Below are 19849 nucleotides of genomic sequence, written 5' to 3' on the forward strand. Positions count from 1 at the left end.
GGCTGGTGCTAACCGCGCGCAGGACGTTCGAGCCGAGCCGACATCTCCACCACGACGGGGGCGGCGAGCTCCACGGCGAGGAGCAGATCGTGGAAGCGGTGTGGCCGACCCAGGGCGGAGCGGGTCACGAGCCGGCCCACGCCCCCGAGGGCCATCAGCCCGGCGAGAACCCGCATCCGGTTCAGGTCCGGTTCAGGGTGAGCCGCGGCATCGAGCCAACCCAATCCGTAGCCGGCGAAGACGGGACCCATGAAGCGCACGTGTGAGTCCACCGTCGCATCGCCGGTCATGCCGGGCTCCCCGGATACTCCGCCGACCAGCTGGATTCCTCCGATCGCTATGCAGGTCCATCCGGTGACACGTCCTAGCGTTCTCAGGGGTGACATGAGCCCATACTGGCAGACACGACATTCACCTGGACCGCGTCGGGACGTGATCGCCTTACGTCAGCTTGTCGCGATCATCCCAGATTTCCGAGACCGCGATTGCGCGAGCAAGAAGCTGGTGCGATCGCGGGAACATCACTGCGCGTTGAACAGAGCATCCTCACGTCGACGCGCGGACCGAACCGGGCATTCTCGGGCGTCCCGCCTTGATGAGTCCCGCAACGACCACGACCTGTCCGACCATGAGCGACGTCGGCAACGCGATCAGTTCCCATCCGGTCGTCGCAAATCCGATCGCCCACACGACTATGGCGATGGCCAAGGCGACGGTCACGCACTGGCCGAAGGCCATGAGGTTCACGGCCCACCTGCGTGCGCGCTGCCGAAAGACGCAGACGATGCCGACGAGGGCACCGGCGAGCGCGCACGGCAGCCCGATCAACGTCGGAAGCACCATCAACAGGCCGAAGAAGGGACCGACGTCGATGACGCCGGAGAGCACCAGTTGCGGCACGGAGAACAGCCACATCACCGTCGTGCACAGCACGGAGACGGCCGACACGCTCCAAAGCGTCTTCATGTCATCAACGTAACCGAGGGACCTTCCACCTGCGTGGTGTGCCGAATGCAGACGGGCGCACCTCGAGAGGAGCTCGCTGCCCGCACGGAGCATTCGGCCGATCCGTGTTGCCACGCGACTGGACGTCGGTGCAGGGTGATTGACCGCGGAAAGCATTGCTGTAACACTGACCGGCCATGGGCGGGGGCACCGCGGGGGCGGACATCGGTGGACTGAACGCGCTACGTCAACGTCTCGGCCGTTGGATCCAGGCCAAGACTCTCACAGGGCTTGATCCGGGGCCGTACGACCTCACGGTCCGCAAGAATCTCCGGGTTCCGATGGACGACGGCGTCGTGCTTCTCGCCGACCTCATCACCCCGCTCCGCGATACCGATTCTCGCCTTCCCACCATCGTGATTCGCGGCCCGTACGGGCGCAGCGGCCCGGTGGCGAATTCGGCCCGTGCTCTGGCCCGCGAGGGTTTTCGGGTGCTGTTCCAGAGTTGCCGTGGCACCTCTGGGTCCGAGGGTGCGTTCACGCCGCAGATCGACGAACAGCGGGACGGTATTGCCACCCATCGGTGGGTCCGCGCCCAGCCCTGGCATACCGGACCGATCGCGACCTACGGCTCCAGCTATATGGGTTTCACCCAGTGGGCAGTGGCCGCAGAACTCGAGCGCACCGACCCCGATAGCGCCCCGGAAGCGCTGTGCCTGCAGATCACCATGCCCGACTTCGGGGCCGTCACCTGGGACAACGGCGCCTTCGCCATGCGCAATGCGCTCGGCTGGACGCAGATGATGGACAGGATGATCCACCGGGAGATGCTGCCCTTGGTGTTGAGCCGGCTTCGCCCCGACGCCAAATTGCGTACGGCTTTCGATGTGCTGCCGTTGACCGCGGGGGACACCGCTGCGAATGGGAGACAGGTCGATTGGTACCAGGATTGGGTCACCTATGAGGATCTCGCCGACGAGTACTGGACCCAGCAGTCGCATACCGCCTCGGTCCCTGAGGTCACCGCCCCGATGTATATGGTCACCGGCTGGTACGACATCTTCCTACCGTGGCAGCTGCGCACCTACGCGCAGCTCGCCGCGGCAGGAAGGCCACCGCGCCTGACCGTGGGTCCGTGGGGTCACTTGTCTCGTGGGATGGGTGCGCCGTCGATTCGGGAGACCGTCGAATTCCTGAAGGAACAGTTCGCCGACGGGCCCACGACCCGCGTCGCGCCGGTCCGGGCCTTCCGCACCGGCGCCGACGAGTGGCACGATCTCGCTGCCTGGCCGCCCCAGGGCGTGTCGACCCGATCCCTGTTCCTTCAGCCCGGCGGCGGACTCGGACCCGGCGATCCTGCGGGCGGCAGCACCACTTACGTCTACGACCCGTCCGACCCCACTCCTGCTCTCGGCGGTCCGAGTTTGGAGCCGACATCGGACCCGGTGGACAACACTGCGCACGAACGCCGCGCCGATGTCGTGGTGTTCCGTGGTGACGTGCTCGTCGAATCGCTCACCGTGGCGGGTGAACCCGTTGCCCGGATCCGGTTCCGCTCGTTGCGTCCGAGCGCCGATCTGTTCGTCCGCATCTGCGATGTGCATCCGGACGGGCGCGTCATGACCGTCTGCGACGGTATCCGCCGGATCGGCTCCATCGGCACGAAAAGCACGGATCCCGAACCCGATTCGGAAGGATTCCGCATCGTCGAGGTCCACCTGTGGCCGACGTTCCACGAGTTCGCGGTAGGCCACCGCATCGGGATCCAGATCAGCTCCGGCGCCCATCCCCGCTACGCCCGAAACCCCGGGTCGGGCGAACCCGCGGCCACCGCGACCTCGCTGCATCGGGCGGAGCAGGAGATCTCCCACGAATCGGCCACACCGTCGTGTATCGACCTCCCGACGTGGCCGCACTGATCGTACTGTCTCCGCTCGCACGTGGTCCTGGAGCGTTCATCGCCGATGAACTCGATGGGCACAGCTGACCAGTCGATTCACCGTAAGCGCTCTCAGGTACCTACGCGGTCCACGATGATCTGCTTTGCGGCGACCCATGCGGGTGAATGGACGTCCCCGAACTCGCCGTGTCCGAACCCGTCGAGCATGTGCAGTTCGGCAGGATCACCGGCGGCCTGCGACGCCTCGACGTACGTGCGTGACTGCACGGGGTCCACTGTCTGATCTGCAGTGCCGTGCACAGCCGTTACCGTCAGGCCGACGGGAAGATGCTCGATGGGCGAGGCGATTGCGTAGCGGTCGGGATGGTCCTCGGGCATGCCGTCGAGCAGTTCGCGTACGAATCCGTCATGCCCGGCAGTGGCAGCCAGCGACAGATCGAACACCCCGGCCATGATGGTCGCGCTCACCGGACGGATCTGTGGTTGCGAGCCCGGGGCATCCGGGGGAAGGGTGTGTCGTCCTGCGATCCAGGCGGCAAGGTGCCCTCCTGCTGAATGTCCGGCGAGGTGCACTCGATCCAGATCGAGGCTTCCACCGGCCGCGTCCTGCACAGAAGTCGCGAGTGCTTCGGTGGCGTCGTCGGCATCGGCGAGCGTGATCGGCCATCCGCCGGCGCCCTCGACACGACGGTATTCGATGTTCCAGACCGCGATGCCTTCGTCGGCAAGCGACTGCGAGAGCGGCTCGAAATACGACAGGTCGTGATCTTCGAGCCACCCCCCACCGTGCACCATCACCACCACCGGGTGCGGGCCGTCACCACCGGGCATGTGTAGGAATCCGTAATTGTCGGCGTCGTCTCCGTAGGAGACACGTATTGTTTCCGGCTGCGTGTCGTGCTCGTCTGCTGCGGTGTCACCCGGAGAGTTCGAGCAGCCGGCAGCGACGGCGACGGCCGTCAGAAATACTGCAGTTCTCTGCCTTGTTGATCGGATCGACTTCATTCGGCACACCTTTATCGTCGAAGCGCGGAAATGTCATCGTCGCAGTTCATACTGAAATCCTGCACGAAATCGGCCTCGATCAGCGCGACAAACAAATAACATCGCAGTCGGCGCGCGGAATCAACTCCAGGCCCACAACATTCTGATCAGGCATGAATGCCGAAGGTCTCGATCTTCCGATAGAGCGATGATCGGGCGATTCCCAGCGACTTCGCGGCTGCGACGCGGTTGCCGCCACAGTCGCGGAGCGCCACCACGATGGCATCGCGTTCGGTGCTTTCCATCGTCGTCATCGTTCGCCGAGGCGCAGAACTGAGTGCGGGTGGCAGATCTGCGGGGGTGATCGCCCCCGCCGGTTTGACGCGCAGGGCGAACTCGAGCGTGCCCACGAGCTCCGTGACGTTGCCGGGCCAGTGATACTTCTTCAACACTCGCAACGTGTCGTCGAGAATGTCGGACTCGCGGTGAGGTGTGATCTGCCCCAGTCGCATTCGTATGATTGCCGGTATGTCATCGGGGTGATGCCGTAGAGCGGGGACGTCGAGCGTCGTGGCGAAATTTCGGGCGAGGGCCGAGTGCAGGAGTCGAGTTCCATCCGTGGACGAGGTGGCGACGATCCACCGGGCGGGATAGCTGCGCTGGTCGGCGGACACCAAATCGGAGACGACCTGGTCCAGATGTGCGTCGAGCAGATCGATATCGCGCAGAACGATTGTGGTGGCAGAAGACTCGATCGCCTGGCTCACACCGGCCTCCACGGACTCGGTGGCAGCGCAATCCACGACGACGATCGGTGCCTGCGGATTTTTGTACAGGTGCGCGCCGCGGGCAAGGGTGAGCCTGCCGCTCCCACCTTCCCCTCGCAGGATCGTGTTGGCCTCCGACGAGGCGAGCGCGATCAGCTCACTGCTGCACCGGGTCCACTGTGGCGACGAACCGGTCGACCCAGGAAGCGCAGGAATGCTTCGGTGGCGCATGATCGCACGCGTGGCGTGCGGCGACCGTTCGACTTCGAGAATCACCCCCGCGACCTCGACACCGTCCTCGATGACGTTGCGTTTGACCGTGATCGTCGCGCCGGAAGGCAGGTGAAGGTCGAGCTGGGTGATCCGCGAGGGTCCGAGCAGCGCATGCGCTTCCTCGCGGAGAAACGCTTCATCGATCGGATCGAGCAGGCGAGAGCCGATCGAGTTCGACATGAAGACACCGCAGCTCAGTGAGTACACCGCGGTCTGCCGTCGCCGACAGGCCGCCAGAAACTCTCCCAGTACGAGTTGTTGCTTCTCCGATCCCGTTGAACGGAGTGCGGACTCGATGTCCCGGGCAGCTCCGAGCGCGAGTTGACGCATCAGCGGGTTTGCCTCGCGGGCGAGACCGGTGATATCGATCAGCCCCTCGACGCGCCCGAGAATCGGATTGTGGATAGGCGCGCCGGCGCAGGTGAAATCGTGGATTGCCTCGTGGAAGTGTTCACGCCCGCTGACGTAGACGGCCATTCCTGTTTCGAGGGCTGTGCCGACGCCGTTGGTACCGATGACGTCCTCCGAGTAGTTGAACCCCGGCGCGAAGGAGACACTGTCCAGCCTCGCGGCAAGGGCCGGGTCGTTGTCTCGGCGCAACATGACCTGGGCATGCTCGTCGGTCAGCGCGACGCTCAGCGACATTCCGGACAGGTCGTCGTGGAGGCGATCGAGGATCGGTGAGGCGCATTGGACCAACCTGCGCCGCAGGTCGAGGTCCTCGACGAACTGGAGGCGAGGGGGATTCGAACCGTCCGGTACTACACCTGCCTGACGAGAGCGCTGCCACGACTGGGCGATAATACTCGAGACATCGTCAGTTGTGACCAGGGTTGAAGCGGGTCGACGGTCGGTAGTCACTCGCCTCCTCCGGCAGTTGTTGTCCATCACATCTCCGTCCTGAGTGCCTCCGGCGCTTACCTCCATTGTGTTGCAGATCACCCTTCTCGAGTGTCCCAGAATGGGACACCGGTGGGAAACCTGCGGCGGGCTGCGAGGTGCGAGGTGGGGCGGCGGAGCCGGCGAACTGCGACTCCCGGACCCGGTAGTGCAGGGTCCGGGAGGTGTGGCCCCAGTTCAGGCGGAGGGGATGAAGCTGTCGGTGACGAACAAGGTGGCGCCGCCGGTGGTGAAGTTTCCGATGTCGGCGGCGGCGGCCTGCCCTTCGGCTGATGCGAGCCCGTCGTCGAGCGCCTGTCTGGAGTCGAAGCTCAAAACGGCCACGAGATAGTAGGGCGCCTGCGACCGGTCGAGCGTGCTGACTTGCCGGCGTGCCAGGTACGCACACCGGGGATCCTGTCGGCCAGTGGGCGATGAGTAGCGCTGTAGTACTGGTCGAAGGACTCGGGTTCATCGGGGTGGCCGTAACAGACGATGAGGTGATGCATCGGATTCCCTTCGAAGACGTTCTGCGCGGTATGGCAGGTCAGATCTCGATGTCGAGGAGATCTCCGAGGTGACGGTCGATCTGAGGCATATAGGTCGGTGAAACACCGAACAGACCCAAGTGGCCAAGGGTGTCTTCGACGACCCGCAGTTCGCTGTCCTTGATCAATTTCTGCTCGGGTGCACAGTCCCGCACCGGGAACAGCTGATCCTCGTCGATGGGCATGACGAAGGTCTTCGCGGTGATTCGGGCGAGTGCTGCAGCCAGATCACCACCGGTGTGACGGGCGACGTCGCCGCGCTGCCACGCCCATGACTGAGTGAGGAGCGCGTTGGGATCCATCGCAGTGAAGTAGGGCTCGAGGAATCCGGTGAGGAATGCTTCCTTGGAGTCGAAGTCCATTGCCCGCCAGGCCTCCTGCTTCCAGAACTCGCTCGAGAAGCCGAGAACTGCCCAGATGTGCGCTTGACGGGTCAGACCGTCGACGACCTGCTCGTGGGAGGTGTACTCACCGCCGTTCCACCCTGGATCCGACTGGATCGCTTCGCGCATGACCTGGGCGATGAGGAAGTCACCCGGCGTGTTCTGGGCGGTGCCCGCAATCGGCGCGGCACGCAAGACCTTGTCGGGGAATCGCACTGCCCATTCGTAGGTTTGCTGAGCTCCCATCGAACCGCCGGTCACGAGTGCGAGCCGCTCGATTCCGAAGTGCTCCCGCAGGAGTCTTTCCTGCGCGACCACGTTGTCGCCGATGCGGACATGCGGGAACTTCGACATCGCAATACCTGCGTTGGCGCCAGCAGCATTGTGCGGTGAAATCGACAGCCCGCTGCCGATCTGATCGATGCAGACGATGAAGTACTTCTCCGGGTCGAGCGCGTGGTCGGGGCCGATATAGACATCCCGCCAGACCTGGTGCGTACCCGAGTACCACGTCGGGATGAGGATCGCGTTGTCCTTGGCCTCGTTCAGGGCACCGAAGGTTGCCACCGCCAGTTGGCAATCGGGGACGGAGCCGCCTTCCTCCAAGTCGAGTGATCCGATGCTGATCAGTTCGTAATCGCCATGAAATTCGCTTGTGTAGTACGGGTTCTCGATCACTGTCGTCCTCCTTGGACCGGTGAAGTGGATGTGGGATCAGCTCAGTTGAAAACCCTTGTACCCAGCGGCGGCGGCAGCAAGGGTCTTCTCCCGATAGACGCCGACTCCGCCGATGTAGGACAACACTCGCCGAGGCTTGCCGGGGACATTGGCACCGTTGTACCAAGAGTCGGTCTTCGAGACCAGAGTGGCGTTCGCGGTCTCGTCGTGGTGGGCGACCCACTCGTCTTCACCGGCCTGCGTCGGCTCGATGAGAGTGTAGTCGTGCGCCCGCATGTACCGGAGGCATTCGGCTATCCATTCGGTCTGTTGTTGCAAGCAGGTGGTCATGTTGCACAGTGCTGCGGAAGGTGCCAGAGGGGCGCCGGTGGTGAGCATGTTGGGGTAACCGTGCACCATCAGACCCATGGTCGTGCGGATGTCGCGATTCCAGTCGTCCTTCAGTGACCGACCGCCGCGTCCGCGGATATCGATCCGCGTCAAAGCTCCTGTTCCGGCGTCGAAACCCGTCGCCATGACAATGACGTCGACCTCGTGCAGCGTGCCGTCGGCCAGGATGATGCCTTCGGGCACTATCCGGGTGATCGGGTTGTCGCGGACTCCGACGGCCTCGACGTTCGGGCGGTGATAGACCTCGAGATAGTTCGTTTCCAACGGCACACGATGTGTTCCGAAGCCGTAGTCGGTGGGGATGAGCAGGTCGCACAGGTGTGGATCCTGCAGGCGTGCACGCATCTTGCGCCGCACGAACTCCGAGATCTCTTCGCTGATCTCCTCCTCGTAGAACATCTCGCCGAACGAGGCGAGCCACAGCTTCAATGAGCCGTTCTCGTAGATCTCTTCGAGTACGTCGTTGCGCTGTTCCGGTGTCAGATCTGCCCACACGTGTTCGAAGTCGTATTCGAAGCCGCTGAAGGTGGTCGGCAGTGTCTCTTTCAGTTCGGCGAATCGGCTCTTGTATGCCACCACATCCGACTCGTCGAAGGTCGGATTTTTCATGGGTAGGGCGTACTGAGGTGTGCGGATGAAGACTTTCAGGTGTTCGACGTCGTCAGCGATGGTCTGGATCACCTGGATTCCGGTGGCGCCGACGCCGATGACTGCGACTCGTTTTCCGTCGAGATCAGCACCTTCCTTCGGCCAACGGGAGGTGTGGAAGATCGGGCCGCTGAAATCTTCTTGGCCCTCGAACAGGTATGACATCGGAGCGGAGAGCATTCCGCTGCATGCGACCAGGAACCGAGTGGTGATCGTTTCGTCCTGATCGGTCCGCACGACCCACTTGGCGGCGACTTCGTCGTAGTGTGCACTGGTGATCCTGGTGGACAGTTGGATGTCGCGGCGAAGATCGAGGGAATCCGCGACGTAGTGCATCCAGCGCTCGATCTCCGGTTGGCCGGGAAAGCGTTGGCTCCAACTCCAGTTCTTGTACAGCTCTTCCGAGAACAGGTACTGGTAGATGTACGCCTCGGAATCGAAACGCGCACCGGGATAACGGTTCCAGTACCAGGTGCCCCCGACGTCGTCGGCGGCGTCGTATGCGCGCACTCGCAGCCCCTGCTCTCGTAGCTGGTGCAGTTGGTACAGACCGGCAACTCCCGCGCCGATGATCAGTGCATCGAGATCGAGCGATTGCGTTGCGGTGTACGTGGGTTCAGTACTCGTCGTCGACATCTCGAACCTTCCGTCGTGTGGGTCGCTGTGATGTCATTGTTGTGATGACCGACACGTATGGCTGTCCCAACTTCGGACACATCGCGACGTGACGATGCCCGACACAGTGAGATCGGTGCACGCGCCGGGACGGCGCGAACCACTATGGTCGCGGGATGCACGAACGTATCGCCGATCGTCGCCTGTGGACCTGGGTGGTGCTGCTCGGCCTGACGGGCCGGCCTGGACGGTCGAGAACATGTATCTCAACCTTTCGTCTACAACACGAGGACAAGAATCTCTGGAGACCGGCCTGTGATCACCGAATGGGGCGAAACTCTCGATCCCGAATGTGTTCTGCCCGAATACCCACGTCCACAGCTCGTGCGCGACTCGTACGTCAACCTCAACGGCCGCTGGGACTACTCCATCACCTCCGCTGCGATCACCGCGCGGCCCGGCAAGTGGGACGGGGAGATCGTGGTGCCCTTCTCTCCGGAGGCGCCGTTGTCGGGGGTGAATCGCATACTGCAGCCGGACGAATCCCTGTGGTATCGCCGGACCGTCACGCTGCCTGAAGGTTTCGTGCGTGATCGGGTGCTGCTCCATTTCGGTGCGGTCGACCAGGACTGCGAGGTGTGGATCGACGACACCCTCGTCGGTGGACACCGCGGCGGCTATCTCCCGTTCACGCTCGATATCACCGACGCTCTTCGCGGCGAGAGTCACCAACTTGTGGTTCGGGTCCGAGACGTCACCGACACCTCGTGGCGCAGCCGAGGAAAACAGCAACTCGACCGCGGAGGGATCTGGTACACACCGCAATCCGGGATCTGGCAGACGGTGTGGCTCGAATCGGTGCCGCAGTGCTGGGTCGACCGGCTCGATCTCGTACCGCATCCCGAATCCGGCGAAGTCGAGGTCTGTGTGACGGCCGGGGGTACCGGTGAGGAGACCGCTGAGGTCACTGTGCGAGCCGACGATCATGACGTCGTGTCCGGCACTGTGACGGTGGGAGTGCCGACGCGGTTGCGACTGGGCGACGACGTGCGCCTCTGGTCGCCCGAGGATCCGTTCCTGTACGACGTGGAGGTGCGGCTCGGCGCCGACCGCGTCTGCAGCTACGTCGGGATGCGTTCGTGCGGTATCGGACCCGACGAGACGGGCACCACCCGGCTGCTGCTCAACGGCAAGCCGTACTTGCACGCGGGTCTGCTCGATCAGGGGTACTGGCCCGACGGCCTCTATACCGCACCCTCGGACGACGCGCTCATCCACGACATCGTCACCGCCAAGGATCTCGGCTTCACGATGCTGCGCAAGCACATCAAAATCGAGCCACTGCGCTGGTACCACCACTGCGACCGGTTGGGCATCCTTGTCTGGCAGGACATGGTCAACGGTGGTCGCAGCTACCGTCAGGCCGTCGTCACCGCGCCCGTCGCTCTTCCCGTGAAGTTGGATGATTCTCGCTACACCTGGTTCGGACGGCAGGACGCCGAAGGGCGCACCGAGTTCCTCGAGGAGCTCGACGCGACTGTCGCGCTGCTGCGTTCGACCCCGAGCGTCGCGGCGTGGGTGCCGTTCAACGAGGCGTGGGGTCAGTTCGATGCCGTCGCGGCCACCGCGCGAATCAAGGAGCTCGACGCCACCCGGCCCATCGACCATGCCAGCGGCTGGCATGACCAGGGTGGCGGCGACATGGCAAGCCGCCACGTCTACTTCCGGCCCTACCGGCTGTCGCGGGCCGACGCGAAGGACGAGCGGGTCGCTGTGTTGTCGGAGTACGGCGGGTATTCCTACCGGGTCCCGGGCAACGTGTGGAGCGACAAGGAGTTCGGCTACCGCAAGTTCTCCGACCAGTGGACCTATGAGCGTGCATTCCTGCGTCTGCAGCACACCCAACTCGGTCCGGCAATCGACGAGGGGCTTGCAGCCTTCGTGTACACGCAGCTCGCGGACGTCGAGGAGGAGACGAACGGTCTGATGACCTACGACCGCCGGGTCCTGAAGGTCGACGCCGATGCCGTTCGTGCGTCGAACCTTCGGTTGCGCGGCCGGCACGACCACGCAGCCGGGGGAGTGGAGTCACCTCTCGCGGTGCGCGAGCGGGAGATAACCGAACCGGTACCCCTGACTCGACCCGACGGACGCCTGAACCCCGGCGCGGTCGGGTGGACGCGCACACCGTTGATCACCACCGACGGCATCGGCAGCGGCAGGGCGGGGAAGGGGCGCAACAAGCGGTGGGAGTACTGGGCGGTGACCACACCGACCCATGTGGTCACGCTCGTGGTGTCCGACATCGATTACGCCGCAGTGCACGGTATTTGGATGCTGGATCGGGAAAGTGGGGAGACGATCGCATACGACGCGATCGGCCTGCCCCGTAGTGCAACCCTGCCGAGCACGCTGGGCGGAGGCCCTGTGCGGGCACGCACGAAGAAGGTGCGGATCGACATCGACGAGATCGACGGCGGCACACGGCTCCGAGCACGCGGAGAACGGCTGGAGATCGACGTGCTTGCCCACCGCCCCGAAGGCCACGAGTGTCTCGGGGTGGTCGTGCCGTGGACCGATCGACTCTTCCAGTACACGGTCAAGGACGTCGCCAGGCCCGCGACCGGGACAATCAGCGTCGACGGTGTCGTCGCGGACGTGCTCGAAGGGGAGTCGTGGGCGACGCTCGATCACGGTCGTGGACGCTGGCCGTACGCGGTGCACTGGAATTGGGGTGCAGGTTCCGGTCGCACCGACGGCAAGGTGATCGGCATCCAGGTCGGCGGGAAGTGGACCGACGGAGCAGGTTCGGTGGAGAACGCTCTGGTCGTCGACGGACATCTGTCGAAGATCAGCGAAGAGCTGGTGTGGACCTACGATCCGGGGGATTGGATGGCGCCGTGGCGGATCACCGGCGACACCGTCGACCTCACCTTCACCCCATTCCACTTGAAGAAGTCCGTCACCGACCTGCTGGTGTTCTCTTCCCGAACCCACCAGTGCTTCGGCCACTGGTCCGGAACGGTCGCGGATGACACCGGCACGTGGCTGCGCGTCGAGGAGGTCGTGGGGTGGGCGGAGGATGTGCATAACCGCTGGTGATGGCCCCTGTGCTGATCGTGGAACGTCGCCGGGTCGTCGCTCGAATCCTGGAGTGCTCGGCGTAGCCGCACCCGAAAAAGGCAGACGCGTCCGGTCGACCGCGCGCACCTGCCTTTTTCGGGTGCGGCTATCGGTGGCGATTCCGGGCAACGATCTCGGACCCTGCGGATGGGTATCTCGAGCGCCGTTCACCATCCGGGGTAGGCCGGAAGGGTGTCGGGTGGTGTGTCGGTGGTGAGGATGAAGTATTCGTTTTCGATGGCATCGGGGGCGTATTGGTGTCCCCATTGCCGGCAGGCCTGGGTGTGGTCGCGTCCGGAGGAGCCGTCGATGTTGATGTTCCAGCCGGTGAAGACGTCGTAGGTGGGGGCTTGCCACTGTGGTTGCCCGGTGCTGTCGACGGGTGGGGTGGAGGTGGGTTCAGTTGTTTGCGGAGCTGCTGGTGCTGTGTCGGTGGTAGTTCGTTCGAACACGAATTTCAGGTTGAAGTCACCGGTTGTGACAGAGCGGCTATAGCGGCCGTTGGTGTTCTTCACTGCGACGCCAGACATCTGGCGGCAGGTGTGGGCGATGAATCCGGCGTCCGTGGGTTCGATGCGCATGATGTGGAAGTAGGCGGTACCGACCTCTACGTTGTCGGTCGGGAGAAACTCTTCGTATTGGTCCTTTGTCTCCTGATCAATAACTCGGTCGAATCCGGGATAGCTGTCGGCACTAGAGCTGGCAAGTGCGATCACGTTGGCTTCGATCGCGGCGCGGGCGAGGGTGGCTTCTTCGCTGAACAAATCAACATCAGCTTCCGCGGACCAGACAATGGTGGACGTGCGCCGGTTCTCCGGCACTGTGTATGCGTGTGGTGAGGCCGTTGTTGTGGTCGTCGTGGGTTCGGCGGGTTTGTCTGGGGTGCTGCACCCTGCGACGGTGAGTGCAGTGAGCAAAACGATCATTGTCGGTGCAGATGTCATGTGTGCGTTCACCATCCGGGGTAGGCCGGCAGGGTGTCGGGTGGGGTGTCGCTTGTGAGAATGAAGTATTCGTTTCCGATGGCTTCGGGGGCGTATCGGTGTCCCCATTGCCGGCAGGCCTGTGTGTGATCGCGTCCGGAGGAGCCGTCGATGTTGATGTTCCAGCCGGTGAAGACGTCGTAGGTGGGGGCTTGCCACTGTGGTTGCCCGGTGCTGTCGACGGGTGGGGTGGAGGTGGGTTCAGTTGTTCGCGGCGCTGCTGGTGCTGTGTCGGTGGTGGTTCGTTCGAACACGAATTTCAGGTTGAAGTCACCGGTTGTGACGGAGCGGCTGTAATGGCCGTTGGTGTTTTTCACTGCGACGCCAGACATCTGGCGGCATGTGTGGGCGACGAAGCCGGTGTCGGTCGGTTCGATGCGCATGATGTGGAAGCGTCCAGTTCCGATGTGTTGTGTTGTGTCGCGCGGTAATTCTTCGTACTGGTCCTTTGTCTCTTGGTCGATGGCCCGCGCGAATCCCAGGTAGGTGGTGGTGATGGGGTTGGCAAGGGCTATCGCGTCGGCTTCGATGGCTGCGCGTGCGAGGGTGGCTTCATTGCCGAATAGATCGATACCCGGTTCAGCGGACCAGATGATGGTGGACGTGCGCCTGTTCTCCGGCACTGTGTATGCGTGTGGTGAGGCCGTTGTTGTGGTCGTCGTGGGTTCGGCGGGTTCGTCTGGGGTGCTGCACCCTGCGACGGTGAGTGCAGTGAGCAAAACGATCATTGTCGGTGCAGATGTCATGTGTGCGTTCACCATCCGGGGTAGGCCGGCAGGGTGTCGGGCGGAGTGTCGGTGGTGAGGATGAGGTATTCGTTTTCGATGGCGTTGGGCGCGTATTGGTGGCCCCAACGCCGGCAGGCGTGGGTGTGGTCGCGTCCGGAGGAGCCGTCGATGTTGATGTTCCAGCCGGTGAAGACGTCGTAGGTGGGTGCTTGCCACTGTGGCTGCCCGGTGCTGTCGACGGGTGGGGTGGAGGTGGGCGCGGCCAGCTGGAACTGCGGTGAGTCAGGAGAAGTTCGTTCGAAGACGAAACGCGGATTGTGCTCTCCGGTTGTGACCGAGCGGTTGTAGTGGCCGCCGCCTGTCTTCACTGCGACGTTGGCCATCTGTCGGCAGGTGTGTGCGATGAAGCCGGTGTCTGTGGGTTCGATGCGCATGATGTGGAAGCGTCCAGTTCCGATGTGTTGTGTTGTGTCGCGCGGCAATTCTTCGTACTGGTCCTTTGTCTCTTGGTCGATGGCCCGCGTGAATCCCAGGTAGGTGGCGGTGATGGGGTTGGCGAGGGCTATCGCGTCGGCTTCGATGGCTGCGCGTGCGAGGGTGGCTTCATTGCCGAATAGATCGATACCCGGTTCAGCGGACCAGATGATGGTGGACGTGCGCCGGTTCTCCGGCACTGTGTACGCCGCTGATCCAGGGGGCCCTACTACACCAGCGGATTCGGATTCGGATACCGATTCCGAGCTGCTGTCGATGTGGGTGGAGGTGCATGAGGTCAGCAGGGCTGCGGAAAGTACAACTGCAAAAAGCGATGCGCGCGAACGGTTCATACCGGCCACCTACTCATCCCAGTAGACTTACCGTCGCCAAGGAACACGGATTCGAATACTCGCTGGTCGTCATTACTGTGGAATACATTGTCGTAGTAGGCATTCACCGCGATCGCATGTTGGTCGATGTATTCCGCGACACGCCGAGTCCCGGCATTCTCGAAAATATCAGGAGCGTCTTCGAAAACGGTCCGCCGGGCCGACATCATGTCCTGCTCACTCTGTGTTGCATCCCCAGTGACTCCAGGTGTCATGAACTCCCCATAGCTGATCAAGGTGCCGCTGCTACGCACTGCTGGCGGGAGTTCGGTAATGGGGACCCGGCCCGAGTCGACGAGTTCGGTGAGGATTGTGTACTTGATCTCGTTGTCGGTCATACGAACCTGGTCGGGGCCGACTTCGTATTGACTGAGCCGGAAACGAGCCTCCGGCGACTCGGAGAACCGGTCGGTGAGGTTGCCATTGGCATCGATGATGTCGCCCGAGACCAACGCTCCGGCAGTGTAGACAGCGCCAGACGCCGCAATGCCCCACGGCGGAGGCAGGTAGCTCAACCCGGTGGCGGTGATCGCTTGCCCGGCTCCGAAATGCCCGGCGCGTGTTGCGGCGCGGTCGGATTTCGCTTCGTCGGAGTCGCTCAACCTGTCGCCGAGTTCGGTCCTGAGACCGCCCTCCACCACTGCGCGGAGTCTCCCGGAGGTTTCGCCGAGGGTGATCGGTGGTGGATCGACGTCCGAGCGAGCGAACGCGCGGTCGATCTCGTCTGCCGCCGCGAGCGCATGCCCGCTGATGAGTGTTCCTGCGTGCGGGTCGCTGTCGAGCAGTGAGAAGATGCGCGTGGTTTCGACCGGACCCAGGCTGTCGAAGCTGTCGTGGTAGGCCAGTCGCGGATCGTCGGTCACCATATCGATCACGTAGGGCGACATGGCTCCGGCGATCGATTGTGTCAGTTCCGGGTTGACCTCTCCGAGAGAAGATCTCCCATCGCCGACCCCGGGTATGTCCATCAGTCTTCCGTAGGGATTGGTGTTGTCCGCATCGGTGAAGGCGACGGGAGATTCGGAACCCGACGATGACAGCATCAGCGCGAGCGAGTGCGCTGCGTCTCCTGCGCGTTCGGCACGGATGGTGTCGTCGGGGTCGGTCACCACGGAGTCTTCGGGGATCCAGTCGACGAGACGGCCGAGTGTGGCTCCGTCGTCGTCCCAATCATGCTCGAACAGCGGCATCAATGTTCGGGTGTTGTCGGATGCGGTGAGCAGTTCGTAGGAGGCGTCCTCGTTCCGCAGTCCGATGTCCAGGAACTTCTCTGCAACAGGTTCATACGCATCTCGGTAGAGACCATCTGTGCCCGAGGAGATGTCGATCAGGCGTGAGGCCGCGTGGTCCAGTTCGTTCGCGAATTCCTTGCCGGGAACAACGCCGGGATTGGCTTCACCGAGAAGCGCGGCCACGCCGGCGAGCCGGCGGTCGGTATACACGTCGTCGAAGTAGTCTCCCGAGAACCGAGCCTCATCGCTCGTCTCGTTGATGCGAGATAGAGTATCGCGCAGGCTATCCGGAACGAACTCGTAGCCCCCGGTCGTGTTGCCGTCTCCGACATTCTCGTTCGAGACCGTGAGTAGTCCGTTGGCGAGTGCATCGAGTCGGGACGCTGCATCCTCGTCGCCGGATTCCTCGCGGGCACGCAGAACCTCGGCGACATCGAGGAGGCCGTCCGCGCCTGCCTCGCGGTAGAAGTCGCGCAAGTAGTTCAACGCGACCGTCGGCACATTGTCGACGGTGTCCCCGCGCGCGAGCGCTTCCAACTGGGCAGGGGACAGGTGGGTGGCAATGAGGATGTCGCCGATCCGCTGATGATCCTCGGGTGTCAGGGTGCCGTCGCGTGCTGCGGCACCGTCGCCGGCCCCATCCGATCGGGCCAGACTTTCGTAGTGGGTGAGCAGGCGTGGGTCGAGGTCCCCGTCGCGTCGTATCGTGGAGAAAGCGTCGGCGACGGCGATAGAGGCAGCGGAGTCGGCGGTCTCGACTGCTACGAGATCCGCGGTGATGATCCTGGTCAGGATGTTTGCGCGTTGGCTCAACGCGGCCATCTGGATGACGACCTGGGATCCGCTCGAGTCCGGCGCGCCCGACACCACAGGCGGCGGTGGCGTCACGGTGCCGTCGTCGGCGACCGAGAATCCGGACGCCTGTGCGCTGTGGACGTGGGCGGCCGTTGTTCCTACCGCATCCTGCAGCCGCCCAGCGTGGGTCGTCAGTTCGGTCGCGGCATCGGCCAGTGCTGTGGCGGCGGTACGGCCTGGGTACAGGACGTCGTGGACATGGTTGCGCATCGTGTCGCCTGCGCCTTCGGTCCAGAACGTGTAGGACCCGGCAGTGGCATGGGTTGCGTTCCGGAACCGACTGTCCAGGGTCGCCGCGGCTTCGGCCCACGCAGTTGCCGTGGACTGGAGCGTGTCGGGTGACCATGCGAGGACCTGCGGGACGGTGGGGGTCACCACAGTGCGGACCCGTCGACCGAAACAAGCTGCGCAGCAGTGTCATCTTGGGTGGTGTCGTAGGCTTCGGCACTGGCGATCAGGCGGTCGCGGGCATCGGCGAGCTGGTGGGCGACCTGCTGGAGTGCGGTGTGGGCCAGCAGAGCGTGCGCCATGACGGCGGTCGCGATCGATGACCCGGGCAGCCCTTCGATTACGGAACTACACCCGCTGTCGGTACGGATCTCACCTGCCTCTACGCCTGTGGCGCCCATCGTCGACGCGAACTCCCGCACCAATGCTGTATCGACGTACATGTATCCCCCCGATGCATCCGGCCCCCGCGGATGATCGGCTATGGTAACTCGGCCATGTGGGTGTGAGGTGAGGGGGGCTGTGAATTCTGCATCCGGTCGAGGGGCAGGTTCGGACATCGATCCGCTGTCCGGGCAGCTCGACGAGCTCGTTTCCGCATTGACCACCGCGACCGGCGCCGCGAGCAGTGCGACGGTGTCGGTGAGGGTGGGTGCCGATGGGGCGCTGCAGGATCTGCAGATCGACGACCGAGCGCTGCACGGCGGCGGGGCGATGTTGGCTTCCCACCTCATGCAGGTGATCGGCCGCGCGCATGCGGAACTGGGTGAGCGTCGTCGAGCGGCGGAGTCGGCGCTGCGCTCGGATCCGCGTGTCGCGGAGGCGATCTCTGCAGTGGCGGGTGCTGCCGATGCGCCGCTTCCTTCGATCACGCAAGCTGATGTACGTCGAGAGTCGGAGTGCGACGACTACGTTCGCCCATCGTCCTACCTTGTACCGGCAATGGAGCGACGCGTGTAGTCCTGCTCCGGGGTGATGTCGTCGATGCCGCGGTGCAGACAGGGGCAGGTACCGAGCAGCGACGCGATTGGTGCACCCGCGGCGGCTGGTCCCGAGTGTCTGGAATGTATGGTTTGCCCGTGATGGCTGGTGCGCTCGACGGGTCCGATATGTGGGCTGTGCTGCAGCGGGACCGCGTCGTTCGTCTCGAGTCCGGCGAGGCAGTCCTGGCATCACCCGATCTCCTCCTCGGGCACGCACCGGCTGTTCTGACCTGTCACGTGGCGACAGGTGGTTCCGTGGCAGCGATAGTCGACGACATCCTCGACGAACTCGAGACCGCAGCGCTGCGAATGTTCCCCGCGTGGCTTCCAGGTGCCGACGCGATGGATGGGCGGAGTTCGCTGGAGATCGGTGCCGTCCGCATCCTCGCCAGGAAGCTGGCGGCGAACAGTCACCATTTCGGCCCGTTCGTGGCAGCCCTCGCTCGAGCGGCTCAGGCCACGACCCGGCCCGAGCCTGGGATATTCGCGCGGGAGACCCGTGCGGCCGGTCTCATTCGCATCCTTGCGGACAGCTACCAGCGTCCGTATGTCGCACTGCTCGTTAGCGCACCTCAGGACTCCGGTGCCCGCCATCAGGAACTGCTTGTCGCAGCGTGTGAGTGGTTGGCCGACCACGGCACGGTAGCGGTGTGGATCACGGGTGACTCGATCCGCGAGACCGACCGACTCCCCACGGTTGCCCTGCCCACACCCGCGACACGGTTCTCGGCGCCGTCGCCGGCAGGTGAGACCCGCCTGCGATACCCCGCACTCGCAGGACGCCCCCACCCGGGCAGCGAAGCCGAACAGAAACTGGAAGTGGCGCTCGAGGCCTGCGAGTGGGCGCACGGCAGACAATGGAACACGACCTACCACACCTCCCCGCTCCGGCCGCTGATCCGGGTCGACCTGATGTGGCCCGACGCACGATGCATTGTCGAAGTCGACGGCGACGACCACCGTCTGCGAGAAAAATATGCTGCCGATCGGTCCCGTGACGTGCGTCTGCAACTCGACGGATTCGGCGTGCTCCGCTTCACCAACGAACAAGTCCTCGACGACGTAGCGACAGTGCTCGTCGCCATCGAACAATATGTCTCCAGTCGACGCCGCGATCAGGAGATGATCCGGTCGACGGCAATGAAAGGCGTGGCACAGTGAGTGCAGACGAACTGACCCAGACCGAGATTCTGGTCTTGCTCACCTTGATGGCCGAATCGAGGCCGGTCACCAACACCGAACTGAAGTCCCTCGGGCCGGAGCTGCGGGCGGACAGTAGACGAAAGCTGAACCGGCTCGAGTTGGTGGACACGAACACGTCGACCCGGCCGTTCACGCACGAGCTTGCCGACAACGGCTGGGCCCGTTGCTACGAGCTACTGTCTGCCGGAGCTCCGCCCCGCGCGACCCCGGCGGCCCGCACGCTCTACACCGTGCTCTCGTCACTGGGACGGCACTTCGCACGCAATGATCTGCGCCCCGCCGACGTGTTCCTGCCTGCGCCGGTCGAGAAGACACCGGAGAACCCGGCACGTGAGGTTGTGGCACGAACCGACGTGCGTGCCGCTCCGGTCGAGGGCCGTATCCGCGAGGTGTATTCGCGACTGGCATCCCGACCCGGAAAATGGGTGGGCCTGGCGGACCTGCGCTCGGCACTGACCGACATCGCGAAGGACGACCTCGATCGTGAGCTCGTGCGCATGTATCGACTTCCTGACATCCACCTGGTCCCTGACGAGAACCAGAAGATGCTGACGGCCCAGGATCGCGCTGCTGCGGTGACCATCGGAAACCAGGACAAGCATGCTCTAGCGATCGAGACCCAATGATTCGGACCGAGA

18 protein-coding genes are annotated in these 19849 nt (G+C 63.8%); 5 read left to right on the forward strand and 13 right to left on the reverse strand.

Features of this window, described 5'->3' with window-relative positions:
* Positions 1-8: 8 nt before the first annotated feature.
* Together ACFWCF_RS12840 and ACFWCF_RS12845 are read right to left on the reverse strand one after the other, a co-directional pair.
* Complete coding sequence (locus ACFWCF_RS12840; protein ID WP_378561698.1) at positions 9-386, reverse strand: DUF4345 domain-containing protein; 378 nt, start codon at positions 384-386, stop codon at positions 9-11.
* Positions 387-546: 160 nt separating this feature from the next.
* Positions 547-966, reverse strand: coding sequence for a hypothetical protein (locus ACFWCF_RS12845; protein ID WP_378561701.1), 420 nt, complete (start codon positions 964-966; stop codon positions 547-549).
* A 176-nt stretch (positions 967-1142) separates the two neighbouring features.
* On the opposite strand from ACFWCF_RS12845, the gene ACFWCF_RS12850 reads away from it, so the two are divergent.
* Complete coding sequence (locus tag ACFWCF_RS12850) at positions 1143-2864, forward strand: CocE/NonD family hydrolase (RefSeq protein ID WP_378561704.1); 1722 nt, start codon at positions 1143-1145, stop codon at positions 2862-2864.
* A 92-nt stretch (positions 2865-2956) separates the two neighbouring features.
* Here ACFWCF_RS12850 and ACFWCF_RS12855 read toward each other — a convergent pair whose 3' ends face one another.
* The 6 genes from ACFWCF_RS12855 to ACFWCF_RS12880 all read right to left on the reverse strand — a co-directional run bounded on the left by ACFWCF_RS12855 (position 2957) and on the right by ACFWCF_RS12880 (position 9031).
* Complete coding sequence (locus ACFWCF_RS12855; RefSeq protein WP_378562055.1) at positions 2957-3808, reverse strand: alpha/beta hydrolase family protein; 852 nt, start codon at positions 3806-3808, stop codon at positions 2957-2959.
* On the reverse strand, positions 3762-3887 hold the full coding sequence (locus tag ACFWCF_RS12860) for a hypothetical protein (protein ID WP_378562081.1): 126 nt from the start codon (positions 3885-3887) through the stop codon (positions 3762-3764). The genes ACFWCF_RS12855 and ACFWCF_RS12860 overlap by 47 nt, the downstream gene beginning before the upstream one ends.
* 109 nt (positions 3888-3996) lie before the next feature.
* A complete protein-coding gene (locus tag ACFWCF_RS12865; protein ID WP_378561707.1) occupies positions 3997-5730 on the reverse strand; it encodes a sigma-54-dependent Fis family transcriptional regulator in 1734 nt (577 codons plus the stop codon).
* A 216-nt stretch (positions 5731-5946) separates the two neighbouring features.
* Positions 5947-6147: an EthD family reductase gene (locus ACFWCF_RS12870; RefSeq protein ID WP_378562058.1), complete on the reverse strand. Its 201-nt coding sequence runs from the start codon at positions 6145-6147 to the stop codon at positions 5947-5949.
* A gap of 148 nt (positions 6148-6295) precedes the next feature.
* Positions 6296-7357: an alpha/beta fold hydrolase gene (locus ACFWCF_RS12875; RefSeq protein WP_378561710.1), complete on the reverse strand. Its 1062-nt coding sequence runs from the start codon at positions 7355-7357 to the stop codon at positions 6296-6298.
* Positions 7358-7393: 36 nt separating this feature from the next.
* Positions 7394-9031 (reverse strand): flavin-containing monooxygenase, encoded by a 1638-nt coding sequence (locus tag ACFWCF_RS12880; protein WP_378561713.1) that lies wholly within the window; start codon positions 9029-9031, stop codon positions 7394-7396.
* A 294-nt stretch (positions 9032-9325) separates the two neighbouring features.
* On the opposite strand from ACFWCF_RS12880, the gene ACFWCF_RS12885 reads away from it, so the two are divergent.
* Complete coding sequence (locus ACFWCF_RS12885; RefSeq protein WP_378561716.1) at positions 9326-12112, forward strand: DUF2804 family protein; 2787 nt, start codon at positions 9326-9328, stop codon at positions 12110-12112.
* A gap of 188 nt (positions 12113-12300) precedes the next feature.
* On the opposite strand, the gene ACFWCF_RS12890 is transcribed toward ACFWCF_RS12885, so the two are convergent.
* The 5 genes from ACFWCF_RS12890 to ACFWCF_RS12910 all read right to left on the reverse strand — a co-directional run bounded on the left by ACFWCF_RS12890 (position 12301) and on the right by ACFWCF_RS12910 (position 17468).
* Positions 12301-13077 carry a hypothetical protein gene (locus ACFWCF_RS12890; RefSeq protein WP_378561719.1) on the reverse strand — a complete coding sequence of 259 codons (777 nt, stop codon included), beginning with the start codon at positions 13075-13077 and terminating at the stop codon, positions 12301-12303.
* A gap of 8 nt (positions 13078-13085) precedes the next feature.
* Positions 13086-13739, reverse strand: coding sequence for a hypothetical protein (locus ACFWCF_RS12895; protein ID WP_378561722.1), 654 nt, complete (start codon positions 13737-13739; stop codon positions 13086-13088).
* A gap of 131 nt (positions 13740-13870) precedes the next feature.
* Positions 13871-14518, reverse strand: a complete 648-nt coding sequence (locus ACFWCF_RS12900; RefSeq protein WP_378561725.1) for a hypothetical protein — start codon at positions 14516-14518, stop codon at positions 13871-13873.
* A gap of 149 nt (positions 14519-14667) precedes the next feature.
* A complete protein-coding gene (locus ACFWCF_RS12905) occupies positions 14668-17172 on the reverse strand; it encodes a hypothetical protein (RefSeq protein ID WP_378561728.1) in 2505 nt (834 codons plus the stop codon).
* Complete coding sequence (locus tag ACFWCF_RS12910) at positions 17169-17468, reverse strand: hypothetical protein (protein ID WP_378561731.1); 300 nt, start codon at positions 17466-17468, stop codon at positions 17169-17171. Before ACFWCF_RS12910 ends, ACFWCF_RS12905 begins: the two co-directional genes overlap by 4 nt.
* Positions 17469-17547: 79 nt before the next feature.
* Between ACFWCF_RS12910 and ACFWCF_RS12915 the strand changes: the two genes are divergently transcribed.
* The 3 genes from ACFWCF_RS12915 (at position 17548) to ACFWCF_RS12925 (ending at position 19837) form a co-directional block, all read left to right on the forward strand.
* The gene (locus tag ACFWCF_RS12915) at positions 17548-17985 is read left to right on the forward strand and encodes a hypothetical protein (protein ID WP_378561734.1); all 438 of its coding nucleotides are present in this window, start codon (positions 17548-17550) and stop codon (positions 17983-17985) included.
* Positions 17986-18107: 122 nt separating this feature from the next.
* Entirely contained in the window at positions 18108-19169 is a 1062-nt protein-coding gene (locus ACFWCF_RS12920) for an endonuclease domain-containing protein (protein ID WP_378562061.1), read from the forward strand.
* On the forward strand, positions 19166-19837 hold the full coding sequence (locus ACFWCF_RS12925; RefSeq protein WP_378561737.1) for a hypothetical protein: 672 nt from the start codon (positions 19166-19168) through the stop codon (positions 19835-19837). Before ACFWCF_RS12920 ends, ACFWCF_RS12925 begins: the two co-directional genes overlap by 4 nt.
* Positions 19838-19849: the final 12 nt, after the last annotated feature.

Source organism: Rhodococcus sp. NPDC060090 (genome assembly GCF_042729855.1).
In the GTDB taxonomy this organism is placed as follows: Bacteria; Actinomycetota; Actinomycetes; order Mycobacteriales; family Mycobacteriaceae; genus Rhodococcus.

Coding starts and splice junctions, on each gene's coding strand:
- ACFWCF_RS12840 (WP_378561698.1), bottom strand. CDS start 386: ATGTCACCCCTGAGAACGCTAGGACGTGTCACCGGATGGACCTGCATA.
- ACFWCF_RS12845 (WP_378561701.1), bottom strand. CDS start 966: ATGAAGACGCTTTGGAGCGTGTCGGCCGTCTCCGTGCTGTGCACGACG.
- ACFWCF_RS12850 (WP_378561704.1), top strand. CDS start 1,143: ATGGGCGGGGGCACCGCGGGGGCGGACATCGGTGGACTGAACGCGCTA.
- ACFWCF_RS12860 (WP_378562081.1), bottom strand. CDS start 3,887: ATGACATTTCCGCGCTTCGACGATAAAGGTGTGCCGAATGAAGTCGAT.
- ACFWCF_RS12880 (WP_378561713.1), bottom strand. CDS start 9,031: ATGTCGACGACGAGTACTGAACCCACGTACACCGCAACGCAATCGCTC.
- ACFWCF_RS12890 (WP_378561719.1), bottom strand. CDS start 13,077: ATGACATCTGCACCGACAATGATCGTTTTGCTCACTGCACTCACCGTC.
- ACFWCF_RS12910 (WP_378561731.1), bottom strand. CDS start 17,468: ATGTACGTCGATACAGCATTGGTGCGGGAGTTCGCGTCGACGATGGGC.
- ACFWCF_RS12920 (WP_378562061.1), top strand. CDS start 18,108: ATGGCTGGTGCGCTCGACGGGTCCGATATGTGGGCTGTGCTGCAGCGG.